This is a genomic window from Sporosarcina beigongshangi, assembly GCF_033485195.1.
GTDB classification, from domain to species: domain Bacteria; phylum Bacillota; class Bacilli; order Bacillales_A; family Planococcaceae; genus Sporosarcina; species Sporosarcina beigongshangi.
In genome coordinates this window covers 108,003-128,415 of record NZ_JAWLIR010000006.1, presented here as the reverse complement: position 1 = coordinate 128,415, position 20,413 = coordinate 108,003, and the positions used below count along the sequence as shown (strand labels likewise).

At 41.7% G+C, this 20,413-nt stretch carries 26 protein-coding genes; 12 read left to right on the top strand and 14 right to left on the bottom strand.

Annotated features, from left to right (window positions below; genetic code table 11):
* Positions 1-35: 35 nt before the first annotated feature.
* Entirely contained in the window at positions 36-167 is a 132-nt protein-coding gene (locus tag R2B77_RS05060; RefSeq protein ID WP_322555656.1) for a hypothetical protein, read from the top strand.
* A 44-nt stretch (positions 168-211) separates the two neighbouring features.
* Here R2B77_RS05060 and tatC read toward each other — a convergent pair whose 3' ends face one another.
* The 11 genes from tatC to R2B77_RS05005 all read right to left on the bottom strand — a co-directional run bounded on the left by tatC (position 212) and on the right by R2B77_RS05005 (position 9,119).
* Positions 212-1,060: a twin-arginine translocase subunit TatC gene (gene tatC / locus R2B77_RS05055; RefSeq protein WP_203247431.1), complete on the bottom strand. Its 849-nt coding sequence runs from the start codon at positions 1,058-1,060 to the stop codon at positions 212-214.
* A gap of 8 nt (positions 1,061-1,068) precedes the next feature.
* Entirely contained in the window at positions 1,069-1,269 is a 201-nt protein-coding gene (tatA, locus tag R2B77_RS05050; RefSeq protein WP_203247430.1) for a twin-arginine translocase TatA/TatE family subunit, read from the bottom strand.
* Positions 1,270-1,290: 21 nt separating this feature from the next.
* Complete coding sequence (locus R2B77_RS05045) at positions 1,291-3,003, bottom strand: GMC family oxidoreductase (protein WP_203247429.1); 1,713 nt, start codon at positions 3,001-3,003, stop codon at positions 1,291-1,293.
* A gap of 13 nt (positions 3,004-3,016) precedes the next feature.
* Positions 3,017-3,775, bottom strand: coding sequence for a gluconate 2-dehydrogenase subunit 3 family protein (locus R2B77_RS05040; RefSeq protein WP_203247428.1), 759 nt, complete (start codon positions 3,773-3,775; stop codon positions 3,017-3,019).
* A 610-nt stretch (positions 3,776-4,385) separates the two neighbouring features.
* Entirely contained in the window at positions 4,386-4,607 is a 222-nt protein-coding gene (locus R2B77_RS05035; protein WP_203247427.1) for a DUF5342 family protein, read from the bottom strand.
* Between the two features lie 246 nt (positions 4,608-4,853).
* Entirely contained in the window at positions 4,854-5,261 is a 408-nt protein-coding gene (locus tag R2B77_RS05030; RefSeq protein ID WP_203247426.1) for a hypothetical protein, read from the bottom strand.
* 141 nt (positions 5,262-5,402) lie between these two features.
* Positions 5,403-6,107 (bottom strand): CBS domain-containing protein, encoded by a 705-nt coding sequence (locus tag R2B77_RS05025; protein ID WP_203247425.1) that lies wholly within the window; start codon positions 6,105-6,107, stop codon positions 5,403-5,405.
* Between the two features lie 55 nt (positions 6,108-6,162).
* Positions 6,163-6,945: an ABC transporter permease gene (locus R2B77_RS05020; RefSeq protein WP_203247424.1), complete on the bottom strand. Its 783-nt coding sequence runs from the start codon at positions 6,943-6,945 to the stop codon at positions 6,163-6,165.
* Positions 6,945-7,844 carry an ABC transporter ATP-binding protein gene (locus tag R2B77_RS05015; protein WP_203247423.1) on the bottom strand — a complete coding sequence of 300 codons (900 nt, stop codon included), beginning with the start codon at positions 7,842-7,844 and terminating at the stop codon, positions 6,945-6,947. Before R2B77_RS05015 ends, R2B77_RS05020 begins: the two co-directional genes overlap by 1 nt.
* Positions 7,841-8,041, bottom strand: a complete 201-nt coding sequence (locus R2B77_RS05010) for a PLDc N-terminal domain-containing protein (RefSeq protein ID WP_203247422.1) — start codon at positions 8,039-8,041, stop codon at positions 7,841-7,843. The genes R2B77_RS05015 and R2B77_RS05010 overlap by 4 nt, the downstream gene beginning before the upstream one ends.
* 139 nt (positions 8,042-8,180) lie before the next feature.
* Entirely contained in the window at positions 8,181-9,119 is a 939-nt protein-coding gene (locus R2B77_RS05005; RefSeq protein ID WP_212391444.1) for a carbohydrate kinase family protein, read from the bottom strand.
* Positions 9,120-9,509: 390 nt separating this feature from the next.
* On the opposite strand from R2B77_RS05005, the gene R2B77_RS05000 reads away from it, so the two are divergent.
* Together R2B77_RS05000 and R2B77_RS04995 are read left to right on the top strand one after the other, a co-directional pair.
* Positions 9,510-10,397, top strand: coding sequence for an EamA family transporter (locus R2B77_RS05000; RefSeq protein WP_203247420.1), 888 nt, complete (start codon positions 9,510-9,512; stop codon positions 10,395-10,397).
* 97 nt (positions 10,398-10,494) lie between these two features.
* Complete coding sequence (locus R2B77_RS04995) at positions 10,495-11,058, top strand: GNAT family N-acetyltransferase (protein ID WP_203247419.1); 564 nt, start codon at positions 10,495-10,497, stop codon at positions 11,056-11,058.
* Positions 11,059-11,132: 74 nt separating this feature from the next.
* Here R2B77_RS04995 and R2B77_RS04990 read toward each other — a convergent pair whose 3' ends face one another.
* Positions 11,133-11,675, bottom strand: a complete 543-nt coding sequence (locus tag R2B77_RS04990; RefSeq protein WP_203247418.1) for an NADPH-dependent FMN reductase — start codon at positions 11,673-11,675, stop codon at positions 11,133-11,135.
* A gap of 181 nt (positions 11,676-11,856) precedes the next feature.
* Between R2B77_RS04990 and R2B77_RS04985 the strand changes: the two genes are divergently transcribed.
* The 8 genes from R2B77_RS04985 (at position 11,857) to R2B77_RS04950 (ending at position 17,605) form a co-directional block, all read left to right on the top strand.
* On the top strand, positions 11,857-12,393 hold the full coding sequence (locus R2B77_RS04985; protein WP_203247417.1) for an RNA polymerase sigma factor: 537 nt from the start codon (positions 11,857-11,859) through the stop codon (positions 12,391-12,393).
* Positions 12,390-13,145, top strand: a complete 756-nt coding sequence (locus R2B77_RS04980; protein WP_203247416.1) for a hypothetical protein — start codon at positions 12,390-12,392, stop codon at positions 13,143-13,145. The genes R2B77_RS04985 and R2B77_RS04980 overlap by 4 nt, the downstream gene beginning before the upstream one ends.
* A gap of 657 nt (positions 13,146-13,802) precedes the next feature.
* Complete coding sequence (locus tag R2B77_RS04975) at positions 13,803-14,990, top strand: alanyl-tRNA editing protein (RefSeq protein ID WP_203247415.1); 1,188 nt, start codon at positions 13,803-13,805, stop codon at positions 14,988-14,990.
* Positions 14,991-15,079: 89 nt separating this feature from the next.
* The gene (locus tag R2B77_RS04970; protein WP_203247414.1) at positions 15,080-15,364 is read left to right on the top strand and encodes a type II toxin-antitoxin system Phd/YefM family antitoxin; all 285 of its coding nucleotides are present in this window, start codon (positions 15,080-15,082) and stop codon (positions 15,362-15,364) included.
* A complete protein-coding gene (locus tag R2B77_RS04965) occupies positions 15,351-15,668 on the top strand; it encodes a type II toxin-antitoxin system RelE/ParE family toxin (RefSeq protein ID WP_203247413.1) in 318 nt (105 codons plus the stop codon). Before R2B77_RS04970 ends, R2B77_RS04965 begins: the two co-directional genes overlap by 14 nt.
* A gap of 20 nt (positions 15,669-15,688) precedes the next feature.
* Positions 15,689-16,507, top strand: coding sequence for a purine-nucleoside phosphorylase (locus tag R2B77_RS04960; protein WP_203247412.1), 819 nt, complete (start codon positions 15,689-15,691; stop codon positions 16,505-16,507).
* A gap of 21 nt (positions 16,508-16,528) precedes the next feature.
* Positions 16,529-16,771, top strand: coding sequence for a hypothetical protein (locus tag R2B77_RS04955; RefSeq protein ID WP_203247411.1), 243 nt, complete (start codon positions 16,529-16,531; stop codon positions 16,769-16,771).
* A gap of 324 nt (positions 16,772-17,095) precedes the next feature.
* Positions 17,096-17,605, top strand: a complete 510-nt coding sequence (locus tag R2B77_RS04950) for a hypothetical protein (protein ID WP_203247410.1) — start codon at positions 17,096-17,098, stop codon at positions 17,603-17,605.
* Positions 17,606-17,742: 137 nt separating this feature from the next.
* On the opposite strand, the gene R2B77_RS04945 is transcribed toward R2B77_RS04950, so the two are convergent.
* Both R2B77_RS04945 and R2B77_RS04940 read right to left on the bottom strand, forming a co-directional pair.
* Positions 17,743-18,501, bottom strand: coding sequence for a DUF4367 domain-containing protein (locus tag R2B77_RS04945; RefSeq protein WP_203247409.1), 759 nt, complete (start codon positions 18,499-18,501; stop codon positions 17,743-17,745).
* A complete protein-coding gene (locus R2B77_RS04940) occupies positions 18,494-19,075 on the bottom strand; it encodes an RNA polymerase sigma factor (RefSeq protein ID WP_203247408.1) in 582 nt (193 codons plus the stop codon). Before R2B77_RS04940 ends, R2B77_RS04945 begins: the two co-directional genes overlap by 8 nt.
* Positions 19,076-19,278: 203 nt before the next feature.
* Between R2B77_RS04940 and R2B77_RS04935 the strand changes: the two genes are divergently transcribed.
* Positions 19,279-20,370 carry a threonine aldolase family protein gene (locus tag R2B77_RS04935; RefSeq protein WP_203247407.1) on the top strand — a complete coding sequence of 364 codons (1,092 nt, stop codon included), beginning with the start codon at positions 19,279-19,281 and terminating at the stop codon, positions 20,368-20,370.
* The last annotated feature ends 43 nt before the right edge of the window (positions 20,371-20,413 follow it).

The following is a 20,413-nucleotide window of genomic DNA, read 5'->3' as shown; positions in this document are numbered from 1 at the left end:
TTCAAAAATACAGCGACAAGGAGATGACAATACCTATGAACAAAATAGCGATGGCAGCACTCGGGCTCGGCGCAGCTTATTTAATGAGAAATAAAGGGGCCAGGGACAAATTGATGAAGCAGTTTGAATCGCTCGCTCCTAAAAGCAGTATGCAAAAAAATTCTTAAAGCGCTTAAAAAATCGGCAACCCGCATTTAGGGTGCCGATTTCTTTATAAGGTTTCATTTGCAACCGCACTCCGTCGCTCTGCATACATCACAATATAAATACTTGCTTCATACAGCAAAGCCATTGGAATGAGTACGAGGAGCTGACTGACAAAATCGGGCGGCGTAATCAAAGCCGAAACAACCGCAATCGCAAGATACGACCATTTACGTACTTTTCTCATCGATCCTGCAGTAAGCAAGCCGATGGTCGCCAAAAACAGCGTCACAATGGGCAGCTCAAATAACAGGCCAATGGGCATCGTTGTCATTAGCAGAAAGCCGATATATTCCTGCGCCGATACCATCACATTGAAATTGACTGCTCCAAGTGCAACAAGAAATTGATAACTGAGTGGATTGACGACAAAATAACCGAATGCGACGCCGACAAGAAATAGCAGGAACATGACAGGCGAATACAAACTTAGAAAACGACTTTCCCGTTCGTTCAACCCTGGCTCCACAAATTGCCAAAGAAAATGACTAAGGAATGGCAGTGTTAATCCAAAAGCCAGCGCTGTTGAAATCGACATATAAAATTTCACAACTTCCAGTGGTCCAAGAATAATTAGTTCATGCCCTCGGGTGACGTAAGGGAACCAGAAATTGATGGTCGAAAAGATGACGATGAGAAAGAACAGAAAAACAGCTGCACCTTTAACTAGCTGCTTCCTCAAATCGGTCAAGTGATCGACAAGAGATGGGTTACTTTCCAAGTCTAGTGCAGGTTCTTTATGAACAATTTCGACAACACTTTCCTTTACTTCAACCACCACATCTTCCTGCTTCACAACACTTATTTTATCCAATGGACTTAAAATTTTTCGGTTGTGGTCTCCATATGGATCCATACCATCACCTACTTATCAATGCGCTTTTTTTCTAAGTCCTTCAGGGTTGGCTCTTCATCATCTATAATATCCCGCGCCGACTTTTTAAATTCCGCGAGCGTTTTACCGACCGCTGCACCCACTTCTGGCAGCTTTCTCGGTCCAAACAAGATGAGAACAATCACAAGGATGATAATTAAACCAGGAACACCGATACTTGCTAAACTCATTTCGACTGTCTCCTTTCATACTTATACGAGTGATCCACCATTTTTACTGTAGTTGATAATCCCTTCGGCGGCTCGATAGGCGAGAGCACCAACTGTTCCCGTTGGATTATAGCCACTATTGTGCGCGAAGTTTCCAGCGCTGACTACAAAGAGATTATCGGCATCCCAATGTTGTAAATAATTGTTGACGACGCTATTGTCGGGGCTGGCTCCCATAATTGTTCCGCCTGTGTTATGCGTTGTCTGATAAGGAACGATATCGTAGTTTGTAATGGGACTTCCCGCCATCACCGTCTTCGCACCCATTTCCTTCATAATATCACTTGTCTTTGCCGTTAAATACTTGTGTAAATTTCGATCTTGATCGGTGAAATTGTACGTTAACTGGAGCAGCGGAACACCATACGCATCTTTATAGTCCGGATCTAGCGACATAAAGTTTTCCTTGTGCGGCATCGAAGCCCCCTCTGTCGAGACATTTAGTGTTCTTGTATAGTTATAAATAGACGCTTTCTTAAATTCTGCTCCCCATGTTGGCGTATCGGGTGGAATCGGATTCGTTTGGATTGGACGAGTACCTGTTTGCGTGATGGAAATACTCCCGCCATGAATAAAATCCAAATCACTATGGTCAAAGTTATCCCCATTGAGATCATCAATCGTCATGCCAAGAGATCCTGCTCCCATAAAAACATTCATTTGTTCATCAAAAAAACCTGTAGCCCCAGGAAGAATTTGATAAGCATAGTTCTTACCGAGTGTTCCTTTTTGAGTTTCCGGATTATACTGCTCTCCTATATCTGAAACCATTAAAAGCTTCGCATTATTCATGACATAACTCGTGAGCGCAACAACTTCTGCTGGTTGTATATATTCTTCTCCCGTTTGGGTATCAATATACTTTACACCTGTCACTTTATTCCCCTGCTTCATCACTTCTACGACATTCGCATGGAAACGGACATCAAAATTCCCCGTTTTTCTTGCAGTCGGAACAACCGTTATTTCCGGTGATGTCTTCGCACCATACTCACAGCCAAATCGTTCGCAAAATCCACAATATTGACATGCTGAAATGGATTCACCATCAGGGTTTGTATAAGCCTCTGACAAATTTGCCGATGGTAACATAAAAGGTGTATAGCCGAGTTTACTGGTCGCCGTCTCAAACTTCTTTAAGATAGGTGTTTTTTTCATAGCGGGTGTTGGATAAGGAGAAGAGCGTTTTCCTGCGAATGGATTTTTATCCTCCCCCGATAAACCGGCTGTCTTCTCGAATTTATCGAAATAAGGCTCCAGCTCATCGTACGTAATGCCCCAATCTTGAAGCTGGTAGTCGGCTGACAGCTTGTTCTTGCCATATTTCTTGTCTGTCATCGACTTTATTTCAAAATCATACGGCAAAAAGCGCCATGTTTGTCCATTCCAATGTGTGCCTGCACCACCAAGCCCTTCTCCGAGCAGAAAGGACCCCATTTGTCGCATCGGCAATGCCCGCATCTTTCGATGATTCCTAAAAGTAATCGTCTCTTTTGATAAATCCTGCATTAAATCGTAGCGCATGGCGTATCGATATTCATCATGCACCATTAAAAAGTCGGCCGTGTTACGGTCTTTACCACGTTCTAATCCGACGACCTTCAGTCCCGCTTTTGCACATTCAGCAGCAATAATACCGCCTGTCCAGCCAACGCCTACCGTCACGACATCTACCTTATCCAATGTGGTTACCATTTGTGATTCCCCCTTAATGTTCCATACTGCTTAATGATTTTGGTTCATATTTCACAAACTTTTCATTTTCAATTTCGGCGATATACGTCATTTGATTGCCTGGAAACTCCTTCATGCGCCAGGCATCCATATTCACATTGCCGTTATAAATGGGATCTGCATAGGCGCCTTCCAATGTTGCCTGCCTCAGAAGCTTGAAGAAGAATTCCGAGGATACTCCTTTCATATCGACTTCATTTTTTTGGAATGCTGTAATGATTTCATCCATTTGCTGTCCCTCAAGGTCGACAAAGTTTTTCTCAAACCGTCTCTTCGCCTCCTCATCCATCCTGATCATCCCTTGTCTAAAAATCTCTCCACGCGTCAGCCTACTTTGATAGCCTTGCGTTGATTCGCCCGCAAAAAAGGGACCTTGCATATACTCTTTCACATTGCTCCCGTAGTTTCCGGCCAATTGATTGTCGATAAAGTATGGTACGCCTAATCCAATAGCACCCGGACCAAGATCATCTTCCGGAAATATCCGTTCAACTGCCTGGGCCAATACATTGAATTCAGCCATATTCGTAAAGAACATTAAGCCTCGATTGTTAACAGCAGCCGGCTCACCGCCTGCCCCTTTATGTCCACCTGTCCCCGCAACCTGACCTTCCTTTTGGACGTTATAACCGACAAGTCCCCCAATGAGCCCCCCTCCTACGAGAGCCCCCGTCGCAATCCCAGTCGTCTTCAGGAAATCCCGCCTTGACAATCCCTTTTTATCTTCTGCCATCTTTCATCCTCCTTTGTATAACTATCTTTCACATAGAATAAAGCATGGCATTCTTAACCAGTTTTCATACAACATTGGACTTTTTTATAGTTTTCAATCTGTTAAAATGCACTTTTGACCATAAAAAAGAAGCTTCCCAATTTGCGGAAAGCTTCCCCTATTCACTTCATAATCCCTTTCACCAGAGCCCCGCAAGTTTCAAAACGCTCTTCGTAATTATCGCTTACAACGACATAGTTGACACCTGCTTCATCAAATATTTTCTTGAGTTCGTGGTTATTGTCTTCCCGAATGGACTGATGGACTGATCGCCATGCACGCGCATACCATCGTTCACCTATACCACATCTGGTTCCAAATAAATATATAAGCCGTAGTCTGATAGCTTTGCTACTTCCGTTAACATGTCCAAACCTTTCCCGATGTTATACAGCTCCGAGTAATACTGTGTAACTAGAGTTTCTGTGTCGATAAAGGGCACTTTATTGGCCGTCCGTGCCTACCTTACGCTTCGATTTCATTTTCCATCCTCCTAAATTATAACAACCTAAATCCCATCATACGCTGTCCAATAAAAAAGAAAACCACCTCTAATAAGGTGGCTTATCACTTATTCCACTGTCCATTCTCCAAATTTCCGTCTTACCTCAACTTCTAAATCCTCCAGCGACATTTCATGATTTTCTTGGTTTGGCTGCATTTGAAACCAATTTACTTCACCATCTTTATAATATCCTTGGTATTCCCTACCATCCAATGTCAACCCAAAGTGCACTGTTTCATGTTGAGTGTCTTCAAACAACTCTTTCCGAACGTTAAAATTCTCAATCATTCTGTTTCCTCCGTTTCAAACGCTCATTTCCTTACTTACTATACCCATCATTCTTAACCTTTTTAACATAGCTAAATATCTGGTTCATTATTTTTGAAATAACCGATATAAAAACTAACTATTAAAACTAATAGGGTTGTAAAATGCTCGCCATGCATATGCAACAAGGCTATGCAGTTTTGCAACTATTACGCCAATGAAAAGGACCACTCTATCCCTCATCAGCGATGGATAGAATGGTCCTTTTCATTGGTAAGATTCTTCAAATCCCAGTATCGGAACTCGATCTTCCTCTATTTTGATTTCCTCAAGAGGAACTTCAATTATGTATTCAAATTTCCCATATGGGCGGACGTCAATTTTATCTTGTACAAACGGATTGACTGTCACAAGTATAGCCTTACCCGTTTCCACGTCACATCCTGCAAATGCAAAACGATAACCCAAAATCATCGTGTAAGGAATGACCTCGTATGCATCCTCCAGTTCCTCAATTGAAACCGGTTTGATGAAAGTACACTCATCACCCTTCACTCCTCTAAATCCCCACTCCTTATCGGACGGATTTTCTGACCGTAAATAGTAAGAGCGCTGGTAAGAAATAAGCTCAAACTCCTTATTCCGCCATAAAGCAAATCGACCTTTTCTTATCATTCCAACCCCTCCTAAATATAGAAAGCTTGTCCACACTATTATACATAATATTCGGACATTTTTGCGTATCTTTACTCATAATTAATATTTTTGAAACAAAGTAGTGCCCTCGTCACATAATGAACGAGGGCACTACTTTGTTCAATTAATTCTCATCAAATCAAGCGGAGTAATAATGCCAAGTAGCTTTTCCTCAGACCTGCCATTCTCCGTAATCAGAAGTGCTTCAAGGCGTTTTCCTCCAACAACAGCCTTTTTGAAATATTCTTCCGCCTCATAGACGGATAATGTTCTTTCAACGAAACGATACGTATTCTTTTGTTTTTCATGATAATGAATGTCGAGGAGCGTCGGAATTTCCCGGGAAATGATTTCATCTGTCCCTTTATCCGCAAGCCAATACGTAATGCCTGTCGCTGTAATTAACCCTACGAACTTCCGGTTTTCATAGATTGGAATTTGGTTGAATCTTTTATCATGAATCAGTTTCAAGCCTGTTGCAAGCGTATCGGAAGCCTGTAGTGTATGCACTTTTCTTTGGAACAGATCACCAACTATTATAGGCTTTGATAATTCCCGCTCAATATACTCGATGAGTTCAACTATATTATCATGCGGTTCAGCAATTGCATAATCGACATCCGTTCGACGATGGACAATCGCATTGCGTAAATCAGCACACTCTCGTAAATCCACTTCAAACTTACGCACAACCGCATTCAAATTCTTCGTTTTATCAATTAAACGTGAGAAAGGCATATAGCTACTTAACCCACTAATCTTCTCCAACGATTTTTCAATGCGATTAAATGCGATAATGAAACGATCAGAATTGCGTCCACTCATCAAAATCCCTCCGGTCGGTAGAGTCCTTTTTACGGATTATACCACGGAAGCATGATTACACCGTTGTTTTTGCTGCATTGCGCTTCGACATAAAAATGCCAAATAGGATCAGTACAATAATGACTACGACTGTTACACCAGCACTCATCCATAAATCTGACATATCGGTATCCGCTTGGAACCAGTATGTTGCATAAGTCGCTAATTTCCATGGCGACACCGCCCAATACGCACCAATCAGTGAATCAATCACTTGATAAATAAGCGTAATCACAATCGCCAAGCCTGCCGCACCACCTGTTGGTAGCCATGCACTCAACGCCAAAACAACCGTGACAACGAAGATGAGCCACAAACTATACGTTGCAATAAAAGCAAATATTGAGCCCACATCAACAGCGCTAAAAAGAATGTCAATGTAATACCATGACGCCATGAATCCCAGACATGCACTGCCTAGAACAAGTGCATTAACGATAATCCATTTACTTAAAAAGTAAGCTAGAAATGATAAGGGACGAACGTAAAGCAGTGTTGCTGTTCCATTTTTCCGCTCACCCGAAATTGTCCCCATGAAAGCTAGTACGATAATAAGAATGCCAATGAACTGATACTGACCAAGTAAAGAAGCAAAAATATCCTCGCCTCGAAATTCCGGCCATTGGAAATCCATTCCCTCAGGCATATTGCCAACACTCTTCATAATTTCCGGTAAAAAATGATTAGTAATTGGTTCCAGTACACCAAAAATAATAAAGACGAGTGGAATCCATAAAACCTTGAAGTTCCGTATATGTTCGCGCCATTCTTTCCGTAACAATACGCCAAATCCAGTCATCAGATCACCGCCACTTTCATAAAGATATCTTCAAGGCTTGCCGTCTGCCGCTCAACTTTCCGCACTGAAAATGCTCCACTACTTAACAGTGACAGCATCTCTGACATATCTACTCCTTCTGCTCCAATATCAATAGAGACAGTTAACCCTTTTACAATCATTTGCCACTTGGCGATGGCTGTAAAACGTTGCAATTCCCCCAGCTGTTCAAACTCAATGACAAGCCGTGGTTCCGCATAGCGGGAACGCACTTCATCGAGCGAGCCATGCTCAACTAACTTCCCCTGGCGTAAAAACAACAGTTGATCCGTCATTTCTTCTGCATCATTCAAAATATGCGTCGAATACAAAATGGTCGTTTGCTGTTGCAATTCTTTCAGTAAGTCCATTACTTGGCGACGTCCCACTGGATCCAATGCGGATACAGGTTCATCAAGCAACAACAATTTGGGCTTATGAACAATGGCCTGTGCTAGCCCAAGCCGTTGCTTCATCCCACCCGAAAAAGTACCTGTTTTCTTATGCATCGCCTCACCAAGTCCGACAAACTCCAAGGTCTTTTTCGCTTCCACTGTCGCTTGCTTCGCGGCAACACCACTTAACCGCGCAGCCATTTCTGTAAATTCTAGCGCAGATAGCCAGGGAAAAAACTTTGGGTACTGTGGTAGAAATCCAATGATTGACCGGATATCTTGCTTGGCATCTCCTTGGAACTGAATTGTTCCTTCTGTCGGCGATACTAGACCTGCAAGCATAGACAGCGTCGTCGTTTTCCCAGCCCCATTGGGTCCTATCAAGGCAGTGGATGTATGTTCTTCCAACTCAAAAGATACAGTATCTACCGCCTTATATTCCCCGTATCTCTTCGTCAAGTGATCTATTTGAAGCAAAAATGTCATGCCTGCCGCCTCCCAAAAATAAAGTACAAAATGGGCCCTATTAAATTACCAAGGACAATGATAAAAATCCACATGATAAATGGTCCATTCGTCCGCTGATGACGGATAACGTCAATGAGTGCAACAACCATCAAGATAAATTGAAGGACAATTAACGGTAGTATGAGATTCCACGGAATACTTGCAAGTTCAGACATTCACTCCACATCCTTTCTTTATTTTGCTATATCCCTAGTATAACAGAGTTGTTCTATATTTCATAGAACAAATATAGATATGAATAACATAAAAGGATCGTGTAACACAAAAAACCTCCCAGCAAAAGGGAGGTTTTCGTCATTCTTCAATTTCTTCAAGCCGTGGCATGGCCGATAGAGCGCCTGGTTTGCTCGTGCAAAGTGCACCAAGTTTATTGCCAAATGAAATGTAGTCTATCCACTCATCATGATTTACAGGCTTGCCTTTCAAGTGGATTTGACGCAAGATACCTGCAATGAAAGCGTCCCCTGCTCCCGTCGTATCGACAGGTACCACGGGTTCAACAGCCACATGTGTGTGAACACCATCAATGACCGCATATGTCCCCATTTCCCCAGCTGTAATTAGAATAACCGGTACCTGATAGGTTGCCAGTTTAGCAATTCCAGCTTCAAGCGTCGTTGTCTCCGTTAAGAAAAACAGTTCTTCATCGGTTAATTTCAATAAATCGACTTCGGTGATGAATGACATAATCGTTTCACGACACATCGCTTCACTTTCCCAACGGAGCGGACGAATATTCGCATCTAACGACAGCAATAGATTTGTTGCTTTTGCCAATCGGACGGCTTCCCGTGTCGTCTTTAAAGCCGTCGGTTGAAACATCGTCCCCGAACAAATATGCAGAACGGAGGCCTCTTGAAATGCCTGATCAGTTAGATCAGAAGGTTCTATTTGGATAGTTGGCGTTTCATCAACATAAGTGTGGAAAATACGATCATTGCCTTCCGTCAAATGTATATAAACCCCGCTTACACGCTTGTCTTTTTTCAGCTTTGCAAATGACAAATCAACGCCTTCTTTGCTCAATTCATCCCGCACAAACTTCGATGTCTCATCATCCCCTGTCACCGTAATGAATGCAGAAGCTGCGCCCAGTCTCGAAATGCCCGCCGCTACATTTACCGTGGCTCCACCAAGAAATGTGACGAACGCCGAATTCGACTGATCCTCTGCTATATAATCAACAAACGCATCGCCGTAAATCAATACATGCTTTTTCTTTGAATCCATCATAACAATACTCCCCTATCAATCACGCCTCGGCGTGATTGCGTCCGGATTTTTTTCGAGCTTGCTCGAAAAGCTACCCTAAAAAATCCGTGACATCCGCCGGAGGCTTTATCTCGATTCAGCATTTGTTTGGACTCCCGCTGAATGAAAGGTTTTTTTCATTCATCCCGCCACTTATGGATCGTGGGGGCCTTCTGTAGCTGACGCTTCGCTTTCAGTACAAATACATCTGCTGAATTTAGATAAATTCATTTTTCCCATCGTATCATGGAACACGATTTACAGGAAGGGTCAATCCATCGTTGGCTCCATTTCAGAGAGGTCAGACTTCAGACATGCTTAATTTCACCAAACCGTGCTATACTAGCGAATGGAATAGAATGGGGGATTTTTATGAAACAATGGATGTACCCGTTACTCATCGTCTTTGCGGCGAGCTGCTACGGAATTCTTTCAACAATTATTAAACTAGCAATCCGAGATGGCTTTACCGCTGCGGAAGCAGTGACAAGCCAATACTTCGTCGGTTTTTTCATAGCTCTTATTGTTTTTATGATCGTTAGACATAAGGTTCCAAAATTCGGAGGTGGCTATACGCTACTTCTCGCGGGTTTATTTACGGCAACGACGGGGACTGTTTATGGGCAAGCGATTGAATATATGCCTGCATCACTTGCTGTTGTTATGCTATTCCAATTCACTTGGATTGGCATGTTGTTCGATTGTATTGCGAGGCGACGTCTTCCAAAACGTGTTGAAGTCATTTCCTTGCTGTTCCTTTTCGCCGGAACAATTTTGGCCGCAGGTGTGATTGATGCAGATCTTAGCGGTATTCCGTGGCAAGGCTGGGCATGGGGAATGGCTTCGGCTGTTAGCTTTGCGTCATTTGTGATGATTAACCAGCGGCAAATTGAAGGCATGGACACTGAAACCCGACTGCTGTTCACGTCGTTCTTTGCAGCAATTGCTATCTTCTTTTTCCAAACGCCGGAAATCGTTTGGAATGGTACGCTATTCGCCGGGGGCTTATGGATCTACGGTTTGATCCTCGGTCTGTTCGGGATTGTCATTCCGATTTACCTCTTCTCCATTGCCGTGCCAAAAGTAGGCACAGCGATGACGTCGATTTTAAGCGCAATGGAATTACCCGTAGCTGTCACTGTTTCTGTCATTTTACTGAGTGAAACGCTCACTGCTCTCCAAGTTGTCGGCATCCTCGTTATCTTGGTGGGCATGACATTACCAACACTGGCACAGCGGCGATTGAAATATACCCGATAGCTAAACAGCCCATTGCATTTTGCGGTGGGCTGTTTTACTTTTCTCAAACGCAGTCACTTTGTTACAATAATTATGATAGACAAAGGAGATTTTACAGTTGAAAATTACAATACGACAAGCACAGCCAGACGATGCCAAGAGCGCCGCGCCCCTCATTATCGATGCGATTGGGGATATCGCAAAACGTATGACAGGTGAAACGGAATGGGATTTGGTAGAGCAAGGGCTATGTGAATTATTTAGGCAGAATGACAATCGGCATTCCTACCTCTATACATATATAGCGGAACTAAGCGGTACAGTTGCAGGGATTATAGTCTTGTACCCAGGTAAAGACGCCCCTGCACTCGATCGAAACTTAAGTGATTGGCTTGCTAAAAAAGGTGCTGCGAACACTAAAATCGACGCTGAATCATTGGTGGATGAATTGTATATCGACACGGTCTGCATCGATCCTGCGTTTCGCGGCGAAGGAATTGGCTCTCAACTATTTGCCTATGCGGAAGACGTTGCAAGGCAAAAGGACATCAGGAAACTTTCCTTGAATGTCGAAACACAAAAAGAACCTGCCATCCGTCTCTACAAACGCCTCGGCTACGAAATCGTATCACCGTGGACAATCATAGGTGAGCCGTTTCATCATATGGTGAAAATGGTTTAAACAAAAACCGTACTTCGATTTCGTCATTCGAAATCAAAGTACGGTTTTCCTTATTTATTGAAAAAACAATTGGCTTACTGTTCTTTTGCAAAAGCGACAAATCTATCAATCACTTGATCCAAAAATTGTAATGTCGGTTCATCCGTCAGTGCACCATCCGCAAATTTCTGCCCCGCCGCTCCAATGAAAATCTCATTACCTGCAGGTGGCATTATTTTGGCGTTGACACCCATGCTCATCAACACTTGGCGTAAATGCAATTGTGCTCTTACAGTACCTAGCACTCCTTGGGATGCTCCCATTGGTAAAACTGGTTTTCCAACAAGCGGACGGTCCACTCTTGAGGTCCAGTCCAATGCGTTTTGTAGCACTCCTGGCACAGACCAGTTAAATTCAGGTGTACTGATAATAACAGCATCTGCCTCCGCAATCTGCTGTTTAAATTGCTTCACTACCTCAGATGGAGTCTTTTCATCATCCTCATTATAATGTGGCAAACTGCCGATATCCGCAATTTCTAGCTTAAACAGATGGCTATATCTCTGTTCAATCGTTTTCACTAACTGCATATTAAATGAACCTTTTCGTAAACTTCCCACAAGCGCTACAATTTTCATATGTATCTCTCCCCTGTAAGTTTTTTATTCATAACCTTTATTCTACACAACTTCATCGATTAGCATACGATTTTACGCTCAGGTGATAAAATATTCCCCCTTCGAAAACTTTTTCAAGCTTATAAGGGTATGTATAGTAAGAGCGGCAAAATACAGCCGTTCTGAAAGGAGTGAAGCTAAAGTGAAAAACAACGACTGGATCCGTAACATTCAGGCTGGCGATAAAGAGTCCTTCCGCTATTTTTACGAAGCCTATTCAGACTACGCCATTCGAATAGCTTATGCCATGACCCGCAACCGTGAAATGGCGAAAGATGCCGTACAGGAAACGTTCATCCGCGTGTATCGACAAATAAATAGCTATAATCCGGAGCTACCATTCGATCCATGGTTTTACCGGATTTTGACGAATGAATGCCTCCGATTACTAAAGAAAGAGTCACCTCTTTCCAAGTTCGAGCATCCTGATTTAGAAAATGACCCAGCCCTTGCTGAACAATCCTTCGATCATCTATCTGTCTTATACGACACGATTCAATCGTTAGATGATCTGCACCGGATTCCGCTCATTTTAAAATATATCAAGGGTTTTACTGAAAAAGAAATTGCAGACATTCTTGAGCTGAATCATAACACTGTGAAGTCGCGGTTATTCAAAGGAAGAAAACGGTTAAAAGAACAGTTGAATTTAGCGGAAAAGGAGGGTGATTCACAATGAATCCTGTCGATAAACAAGCAAAGGAAGCTTTGGACAAACAGACCAAACAACAAACTGATGGCCTGCAAGATGAAATTTGGAACAGCCTCGAACAAAAATTATTCAGCGAAGAGCCTGTTGTACACAGAGGAGATGTGAAGAAAATGAAGAAGAAAAATCGTATAGTTCCGATTATCCTAACAGCGGCAGCAGCCCTTGCCATCGTATTCAGTTTCACAACGGATACGGGAACAGCATTTATGAAAGGCATTAAAGATTTATTTGTTCCTGAAAAAGAGATTATTCAAAGCATTGAAGGTCAAGATGAAGAAACCGACGTTCATTTGAACGAAGGAACAAACGCTGATTACGTGATTTACCTCGATGAAACGCGTTACAAAATGATGAACGGTGAGGATAGCGACATTATCACAACAATCGAGCCACTTCCAGCACAGTATCCGGAAGTAACGATGGAAATTAAACAAGTTACAGATGAAAAACCTGAAGACCTCGTCACTAAAATAGAGGCTGAATTGAAAGAAGATTTTCCAGAGCTGCGAGCAGTCGAAACAGTGACTGAACCGATTCAAGGGTTCTGGTTGCACGGTTTGGCAGGTAACGATGCTAAAAGTAAGGTCGTCACCGCCTATGTCATCAGCAATGGCAAGCAAGGCAGTTTCGTTATTACAGAAAACTACTTCCTCGAAGCCGCAGAAGGCCATGGTGCAAGATTCCATCATATGCTAAAGAGCTTTGAGATTGTTGAATAATAAGCAAAGGAGAGCTTACCTAATCAGCTCTCCTTTATTAATTCGCCTGCGGTTGTCATGAAGAGCTTTATAACCGCCATGGGCAGTTTTATGCTTGACAGATGTTCAAATTTAATACTAGCAGAATGCATAATAACATATATGAACGGGTATAAATTTAGTACATGATTTACTAGAAGGAGGCACTGAAGAGTAATGGACAAATTCATAGTTTTCATAGACGTCCTTGTCGTTTTGCTTTATATCGGATTGATTTTTTTAATTTCTCCATATATGATGCAGTTTCTCCGTAATAAAAACTGTGACATATTTTTTCAATTAATACCCGTTCTATCCTTCATTGTAATAAGTAGCGTTATAATCTCCATCAGCTATGGCGGATTTCAAGAAACACTTTTCTTTAAATTAATAAGCATCCTCTCTACTACGCTCTTAATAGGCCTCCTATTTTTAACACTGCTGATGAAAAACGTGTGGCCAGAGAAGTATGAGACCTTACTCATAAAGCTTTCCTTTTCTAAAAATAAACGCCTATCATCCTAAACACATAGTCCTTAGCAAGCTTCATGCTAAAGGCTATGTGTTTTTATGATGATTTCGAATCAAATCTTTTCATCCGTGGTAAAATAAACAAAACAACTAACGGGAGTCGATGAGATGTTAAAAAATCGGTTGTATTACATAGATGCCTATTGTAAATCGTTTACAGCGCACGTTATTAAAGCTGCACAAGATGAGCAAGGACGACCTTATGTCGTATTAGACAATACAGTTTTTTATCCTGAGGGTGGGGGCCAGCCCGCTGATACGGGGACATTGAATGGCATTTCGGTGCTTCATGTAGAAGAGGTGGGTGGTGAGGTTCGACATATGGTGGCGGAAAGTCTTACTTCGGCAAGTGAAGTGGAGGGTGTTATTGACTGGGAGCGTCGCTTTGACCATATGCAGCAGCACGCGGGACAACATATTTTGTCAGCTGCCTTTGTCGAGTTATTCGGATTTCCAACGATTAGTTTTCATTTAGGAAAAGAGATGGTTTCGATTGATTTGGACGTGGAAGAGGTTTCACCTGAACAACTGGCTGCCGCGGAACGATTGGCGAATGACATCATCCTTGAAAACAGGCTCATTGAGACTAAATGGGTGACGGAGGGCGAGCTTGACCAGTATTCACTTCGGAAGCAGCTGACTGTGACGGATGAAATTCGGTTAGTTATCATTCCGAACTTTGATGATAACGGCTGCGGTGGTACACATCCAAGTTCCACGGGGCAAGTAAGCGCCCTGAAAATTTTATCGACAGAAAAGCAAAAGCGCAAAGTGCGTGTGCATTTTGTTTGTGGCGGGCGTGTGTTGCAGCAATTACATCAAAAAAATCAGCAGCTGACGGCAGCCTCCCAATTGTTAAGTGCACCTGAAGACGGCGTTGCCGGAGCTATTGAGAAACTGCTAGCTACCAATCATTCACTTGAAAAATCGCTAGAGGAAGCGCAAGACACGTTGTTAACATTTGAAGCGAAGGAGCTGTTGAATACCCGGCAGCAAGGCATTGTCAAAGCAGTCTTTACAGGACGTACTGTTCAACAATTACAAAAGCTTGCTAAACTGCTGGTGACAGACGATGAGGATGTCATAGCAATTCTCGTCGCTGATAATGAAGACCGACTGCAATTTGTTGCCGCACGCGGAGCTTCCATCGAAACAAGCATGAAGCAAGTTTCAGCTGCTGCACTTCCCCTTATTAACGGAAAAGGCGGCGGTAATGATGCATTTGTACAAGGTGGGGGGGAACAGCTAGTGACTGCTGAGGAGTTAGTACAGGCAATGGTTGAGCAAGTAATCTGAAGGTTTAAAAACAAGGTATTAACCATTCATTGTGGTATAATTAGCATACAATAGGTATACAATAGTGCCACGAAAAGGAGTGATGACTTATGTTGAATATAAAACCTTCAGCTGCAATTCGCAAAAACTACAACCAAATTTCAGAACTATGTAAAGAGACTGGAGAACCTGTATATCTTACAAAAAATGGTGAAGGTGATCTTGTTGTGATGGACATTACGGCCTTTGCAAAGCGTGAAAGCATGTTAAAGCTGCGTGAAAATCTGGTCGCAGTAGAAGAAGATCGACTTTCCGGTAGAATTGGATATAGTGTGGATGATGTTACTTTAATGATGAAAAAAGCTGTGCAGGAAGTGTTGGATGGAAAACGATAACAAGAAACATATTGTTATTGTCTCGGAACGCGCCACGCAAATGCTCGTATCCCACTCTCGCTTTTTAGCCCAAGTAAATGAACAAGCTGCTCTAAACTTAATTGTTGATTTTCAAAAACAGGCAAATTCACTGGAGACTATGCCAGAAAGAAGTCCGCGGTTGGAAAATCCTTATCTACCGTCCGGAAAGTACTATAAGCTTTTGATGGGTAAGTGGTATCTACTTATTTACCAGATTCAAAATGGTATTGTGTATATAGATTACGTAGTTGATTGTAGGCAAAACAATCAATGGCTATTGTAGTATAAAAAGGAGGCACTCCCGTGCATAAAACAGAAGAAATTGTAGAGGCAAAAAATTATATTCTTAGCAAAACAACAGCTACTCCTGCAATAGGGATTATTTTAGGATCTGGATTAGGAAGTCTTGCAGATGAAATCGAAAATAGTGTTGTCATTCCCTACGAAGACATCCCTTTTTTCTCGAAATCAGATGCTGTGGGTCACGCCAATGAGTTAGTGATTGGTCAATTGGAAGGAAAAACTGTTGTCGCTATGAAAGGGCGTTACCATTTTTACGAAGGCTATTCGTTAGATGAAGTAACCTTCCCTGTACGCGTCATGAAAGCATTAGGCATCGAAAAACTAGTGATTACGAATGCTTGTGGAGCAGTTAATACAGATTTTAATCCAGGTGAGTTGATGTTAATCACCGATCACCTTAATTTAGTTGGTATCAATCCGTTGATTGGTAAAAATAATGATGATTTAGGGACACGCTTCCCGGACGCTTCCGAGGTTTATAACAAAGAGTTAAGAAATACAGCGTTGCAGGTGGCACAGGAGCATAATATTACATTACGTGAAGGTGTCTACGGCTGGTGGAGTGGCCCTGTTTACGAAACACCTGCTGAAATCCGAATGATTCGCATTTTAGGTGGAGACGCGATTGGAATGTCAACAGTACCTGAAGCTGTTGTCGCAACTCATGCTGGACTAAAAGTATTGGGAATCTCTTGCTTAACGAATATGGCCTCTGGCATTTTAGACGAACCTTTGAGCCATGAAGATGTGATTGCCGTTGCTGCTAAATCACGCAATGCTTTTGTCCATCTGATTAAAAATGTTTTGAAAGAAATTTAACCAAAGACTTGGGGGAAAATTATGTTGAAAAAGTACGCAATCTTTCTTGTCATTTTCATGGTACTTTACTTGGCCCTTCAAGTTTCAGTAGGAGCCATTTTAACGACGCTGTACAAGCCGGATGTTACTTCAGTAAAGAATGATGTTGTCTATAATTTAGGCGCCTTCATGCCAGTGCTAACGATTCTTGCAGCAGCCGCCATTTCTTATTTTCTCACGCAGAAATTGAGCAAAGCCTTAAAATTAAAACCAAGCAAAAAATAATGTAGATCATCAGACAAAAGCCAGGTTCTTAACACGGAACCTGGCTTTTGCTGTCTCAAATTATTTGTGGTACTAAAATTAAAGTTGCACACAAGATAAGCTTCATAAGTAACACTACCACACATAACTAGCGGGCTGTTTGAGAAAATTTATTTCGTAAAATCTCATCTATTCCCAAGTCAAAAAAGCAACAAGCGTAGCTCCTCGTATGTAAAAGATGGATTACTTTAGTTCATTGTTCCCAAATTCCAAATTATATTCTCGGAACAATTCTTCTATTCTGTTCGTTAACTATATAACAACAATTAAAGGAGTGAGAGAGCAATGAAATTATTAAATCGGGCAATATTTTTACTACTATTTGCAATTGTGACAATGGGCTGGACCGCACATGACAGTTTGGCTGCTGAAAAAGATTCAATACCTACTATGCCTCCCAAAGTCATTCCAACAGACTATTCGGGAGATGGACTCGTAAATTTCCCAATTGATTTCGCACCTTTTTCTACTCAACACATCAGGAGCGGCCATTCATTATTGGAACTTCTTACGGAGTCAACCCTTAGGGTAAGCGGAAGTACCAATGCCTATATTCCTGTTAATACGATTAAGGTGGTTCTATACCTACAACAATGGAATCCCTCTCAAAGCAAATGGGTAGATGTTTTAACGATCGGTCCCGCAACAAATTATGGTTCCAGTTCCGTTTCATACTCTAAGCAAGCTCAAGTGATTCGCGGCTACTCCTATCGGATTAGAGCACAGCATGAGACTATCCATAATGGAATTATTGAAAAATTAACAAGTATATCCAACCAGATTTATGTAAATTAGAACGGCGCTGTCTAATAAGTCCCTTTTCCAATAAAATTAATCGAATTGAAAAATGCCAAAACATTGTTAATTCAACGTTTCGGCATTTTTTTATTATGCATACTTCAGGAGTAAATCCATCTTTTGAAACAGCACGTTCACATCGATTCAGCTATTTTCACGACTTCTTCCTTTGTCAATATTCCTTCAATGTAAAAATAATTACTTTGTGTTAGCCAAGTTAGTCTACGTATACCATCTTTAAAAGACAGCATATTTGCTGTTTGGCCATGTATCAAAATTTCTTCTACCACAGTATCTTCACTATCTGCTACTCCTCCAAAAGCATATTGCCCACCTAGCTTCTTCTCAGCTACTACAAATTCCCTATCGTCACTAACATAGTTCAAGTAAACTTCGTTACTCATTTGATCGCCTTCTCGCATTACAATAACCTTTTCTAATTGAAACTCTGTAGGGACTTCCGGGATATTAATAGCAAAACTCGTTACTTTCTGTGCTTCTTCTAAGCTCATCTCCCCAAAAATAGGCTCTGAATCCTCAATGACAAACATACCAGAGTCACTGTTTTCAGTGTCGGTATACTCACCCGAACCTCCAAACACCTGCACAACGGAGCCTTGTACCTTATGATATATCTCACTCCACCGACTATAAGCTCCCCCTTCTCGCGGATACGCAGCGACAATCAGTACCAAGAAGATAGAGGCAACAGCCAAAATAGTCTTTTTTGGAAAACGATTTTTCTTAGGCATACCGTATGCTACTTGATGCTCATCTTCCATTTTTCGCCACGCTTCAGAAGTAGATAATCTTGGTGGCGGAAATTCCTCCATTTTTTCATCTAACACTTCCCTTATCAGTTGATCTAAGTTCTGCTGTTTGGACTCAGCCATGCGATATCACCTCCATCAATTCAGGCTGCTGTTCAATCGATTCTTTTAACTTCTTTTTCGCACGAAACATTCGGGATTTCACTGTTGCCAGTTGAACATCCAATATCGCGGCAATTTCCTCATACGTCAAATCATGATGATAGAACAATAGCAGTACTTCCTTATGATCCGGCTTTAACTTATCAATTTCCTCAAGTAACAGCTCCTTCACATAAGCCTTCTCAAGTCCTGTTTCCACCGTCGAGACATAATCCAATCGTGTCGTATCTGCCCCTGTATCTATATAGACGTCCGAAGTCGTGAAATCATTCCATTTATTCAAACGACGAAGATGATCGATTGCCGTACGCGTGGCAATTATTGATAACCAGGCACCCATTTTTTCTACATCCTGTACAGTGTGTAAGTTTTTAAATGCTTTCATAAACGTTTCTTGGGTAATATCCTCCGCCAAATCCTGATCTTTAATAACATAATAAGCCGCATAATAGACGCGTTTATAGTATTGTTCAAAAATGATGCGTTCTGCCTCTCTATTTTGCTGCTTATTTTTCTGGAAAATATTATTTAGCAACTCTTTCACTTCCCATCTGCTCATGAAATTATGTATGTGGATCGGACAACATCGTTATGTAATCATTTCCATTGTACACTTGGTTACGGAAAAATTGAAGTATTCCCACAAGTCGATTGACATATCAGCCAAAGTGTCTTAAGCAATTTGATAGTATATAGTATAATTCAAGTACTCTGAAATAGGACGGGAGAGCACATATTATGAATCAAACAAGTCCATTACAAGATGCATACAGCCAAAGTAAATACCAATTGGCCAATCACGGAAAACGCAATATTGAAGTTTTAAAAAAAGCTTTTCAGGAGATGGAGGGTCATCTGGAAAGCGATATATATGGAAAAGGACAGATCATTGAAGATTTTCAAGATAAAATGGCTCTATTACTAGGAAAAGAGAAAGCAATTTTTCTCCCTAGTGGAACGATGGCCCAGCAGATCGCTCTACGCATCTGGTGTGACGAAAAAGGAATAAGAAAAGTTGCTTATCATCCATTGAGCCATTTAGAAATTCACGAACAAGACGGGTTAAAAGAATTACATAACATTGAAACGGTATTGCTCGGTGACAAAAACCGTGTAATAGAACTCGATGAGGTCCTGGAGATGGAAGAAGGCGTTGCGTGTGTGTTGTTGGAATTGCCTCAGCGCGAAATAGGAGGGCAGTTGCCAAGCTTTGAAACACTTACACTAATTTCGAAGCATTGTCGCGATAATGGCATTAGATTGCATCTTGATGGTGCTCGCTTATTGGAAGTACTGCCCTATTACCAAAAGTCCGCTGCCGAAGTTTGTTCCCTTTTTGACAGCGTCTATCTATCGTTATATAAAGGAATTGGAGGGATAGCAGGGGCAATTTTAGCCGGCGATCAAGATTTCATAACTCAAGCTACAACTTGGAAAAGGCGCTATGGCGGTGATTTGATAAGCTTGTATCCCTATATCATCTCAGCGAATTATTATTTTGAGCTACGGTCACACAAAATGCAGCAGTATTATGAAGATGCAAAGGAGCTAGCTGGGCTTTTTAACTCCTGCCATGGAATTTCAACCATACCTCTCATTCCTGTTTCAAATATGTTTCATGTCCACATCCATCAAGCGAAAGAACAAATGGAACTTATTCTGACAAAAGTTCAACAGCTAACAGGTATTGGCATAACAGGCTATTTAAAAAAAATCGATGAAACGACATGTGCTTTTGAGGTCAATATAGGTGATCTGTATACGGATGTACCAAAGGAGTTCATCAGGAATGCCTTCAGACAACTTGATGAAATAATGAAAGACAACTGATGGATGTCTTTCACATCGATAATATTTTAGACGTGATGTAACA

Excerpts from the sequence above, each read along its gene's own strand:
- R2B77_RS05060 (WP_322555656.1), top strand. The coding sequence starts at position 36 with ATGAACAAAATAGCGATGGCAGCACTCGGGCTCGGCGCAGCTTATTTA.
- tatC (WP_203247431.1), bottom strand. The coding sequence starts at position 1,060 with ATGGATCCATATGGAGACCACAACCGAAAAATTTTAAGTCCATTGGAT.
- tatA (WP_203247430.1), bottom strand. The coding sequence starts at position 1,269 with ATGAGTTTAGCAAGTATCGGTGTTCCTGGTTTAATTATCATCCTTGTG.
- R2B77_RS05045 (WP_203247429.1), bottom strand. The coding sequence starts at position 3,003 with ATGGTAACCACATTGGATAAGGTAGATGTCGTGACGGTAGGCGTTGGC.
- R2B77_RS05040 (WP_203247428.1), bottom strand. The coding sequence starts at position 3,775 with ATGGCAGAAGATAAAAAGGGATTGTCAAGGCGGGATTTCCTGAAGACG.
- R2B77_RS05035 (WP_203247427.1), bottom strand. The coding sequence starts at position 4,607 with ATGATTGAGAATTTTAACGTTCGGAAAGAGTTGTTTGAAGACACTCAA.
- R2B77_RS05030 (WP_203247426.1), bottom strand. The coding sequence starts at position 5,261 with ATGATAAGAAAAGGTCGATTTGCTTTATGGCGGAATAAGGAGTTTGAG.
- R2B77_RS05025 (WP_203247425.1), bottom strand. The coding sequence starts at position 6,107 with ATGAGTGGACGCAATTCTGATCGTTTCATTATCGCATTTAATCGCATT.
- R2B77_RS05020 (WP_203247424.1), bottom strand. The coding sequence starts at position 6,945 with ATGACTGGATTTGGCGTATTGTTACGGAAAGAATGGCGCGAACATATA.
- R2B77_RS05015 (WP_203247423.1), bottom strand. The coding sequence starts at position 7,844 with ATGACATTTTTGCTTCAAATAGATCACTTGACGAAGAGATACGGGGAA.
- R2B77_RS05010 (WP_203247422.1), bottom strand. The coding sequence starts at position 8,041 with ATGTCTGAACTTGCAAGTATTCCGTGGAATCTCATACTACCGTTAATT.
- R2B77_RS05005 (WP_212391444.1), bottom strand. The coding sequence starts at position 9,119 with ATGATGGATTCAAAGAAAAAGCATGTATTGATTTACGGCGATGCGTTT.
- R2B77_RS05000 (WP_203247420.1), top strand. The coding sequence starts at position 9,510 with ATGAAACAATGGATGTACCCGTTACTCATCGTCTTTGCGGCGAGCTGC.
- R2B77_RS04990 (WP_203247418.1), bottom strand. The coding sequence starts at position 11,675 with ATGAAAATTGTAGCGCTTGTGGGAAGTTTACGAAAAGGTTCATTTAAT.
- R2B77_RS04980 (WP_203247416.1), top strand. The coding sequence starts at position 12,390 with ATGAATCCTGTCGATAAACAAGCAAAGGAAGCTTTGGACAAACAGACC.
- R2B77_RS04975 (WP_203247415.1), top strand. The coding sequence starts at position 13,803 with ATGTTAAAAAATCGGTTGTATTACATAGATGCCTATTGTAAATCGTTT.
- R2B77_RS04970 (WP_203247414.1), top strand. The coding sequence starts at position 15,080 with ATGTTGAATATAAAACCTTCAGCTGCAATTCGCAAAAACTACAACCAA.
- R2B77_RS04965 (WP_203247413.1), top strand. The coding sequence starts at position 15,351 with ATGGAAAACGATAACAAGAAACATATTGTTATTGTCTCGGAACGCGCC.
- R2B77_RS04955 (WP_203247411.1), top strand. The coding sequence starts at position 16,529 with ATGTTGAAAAAGTACGCAATCTTTCTTGTCATTTTCATGGTACTTTAC.
- R2B77_RS04950 (WP_203247410.1), top strand. The coding sequence starts at position 17,096 with ATGAAATTATTAAATCGGGCAATATTTTTACTACTATTTGCAATTGTG.
- R2B77_RS04945 (WP_203247409.1), bottom strand. The coding sequence starts at position 18,501 with ATGGCTGAGTCCAAACAGCAGAACTTAGATCAACTGATAAGGGAAGTG.
- R2B77_RS04935 (WP_203247407.1), top strand. The coding sequence starts at position 19,279 with ATGAATCAAACAAGTCCATTACAAGATGCATACAGCCAAAGTAAATAC.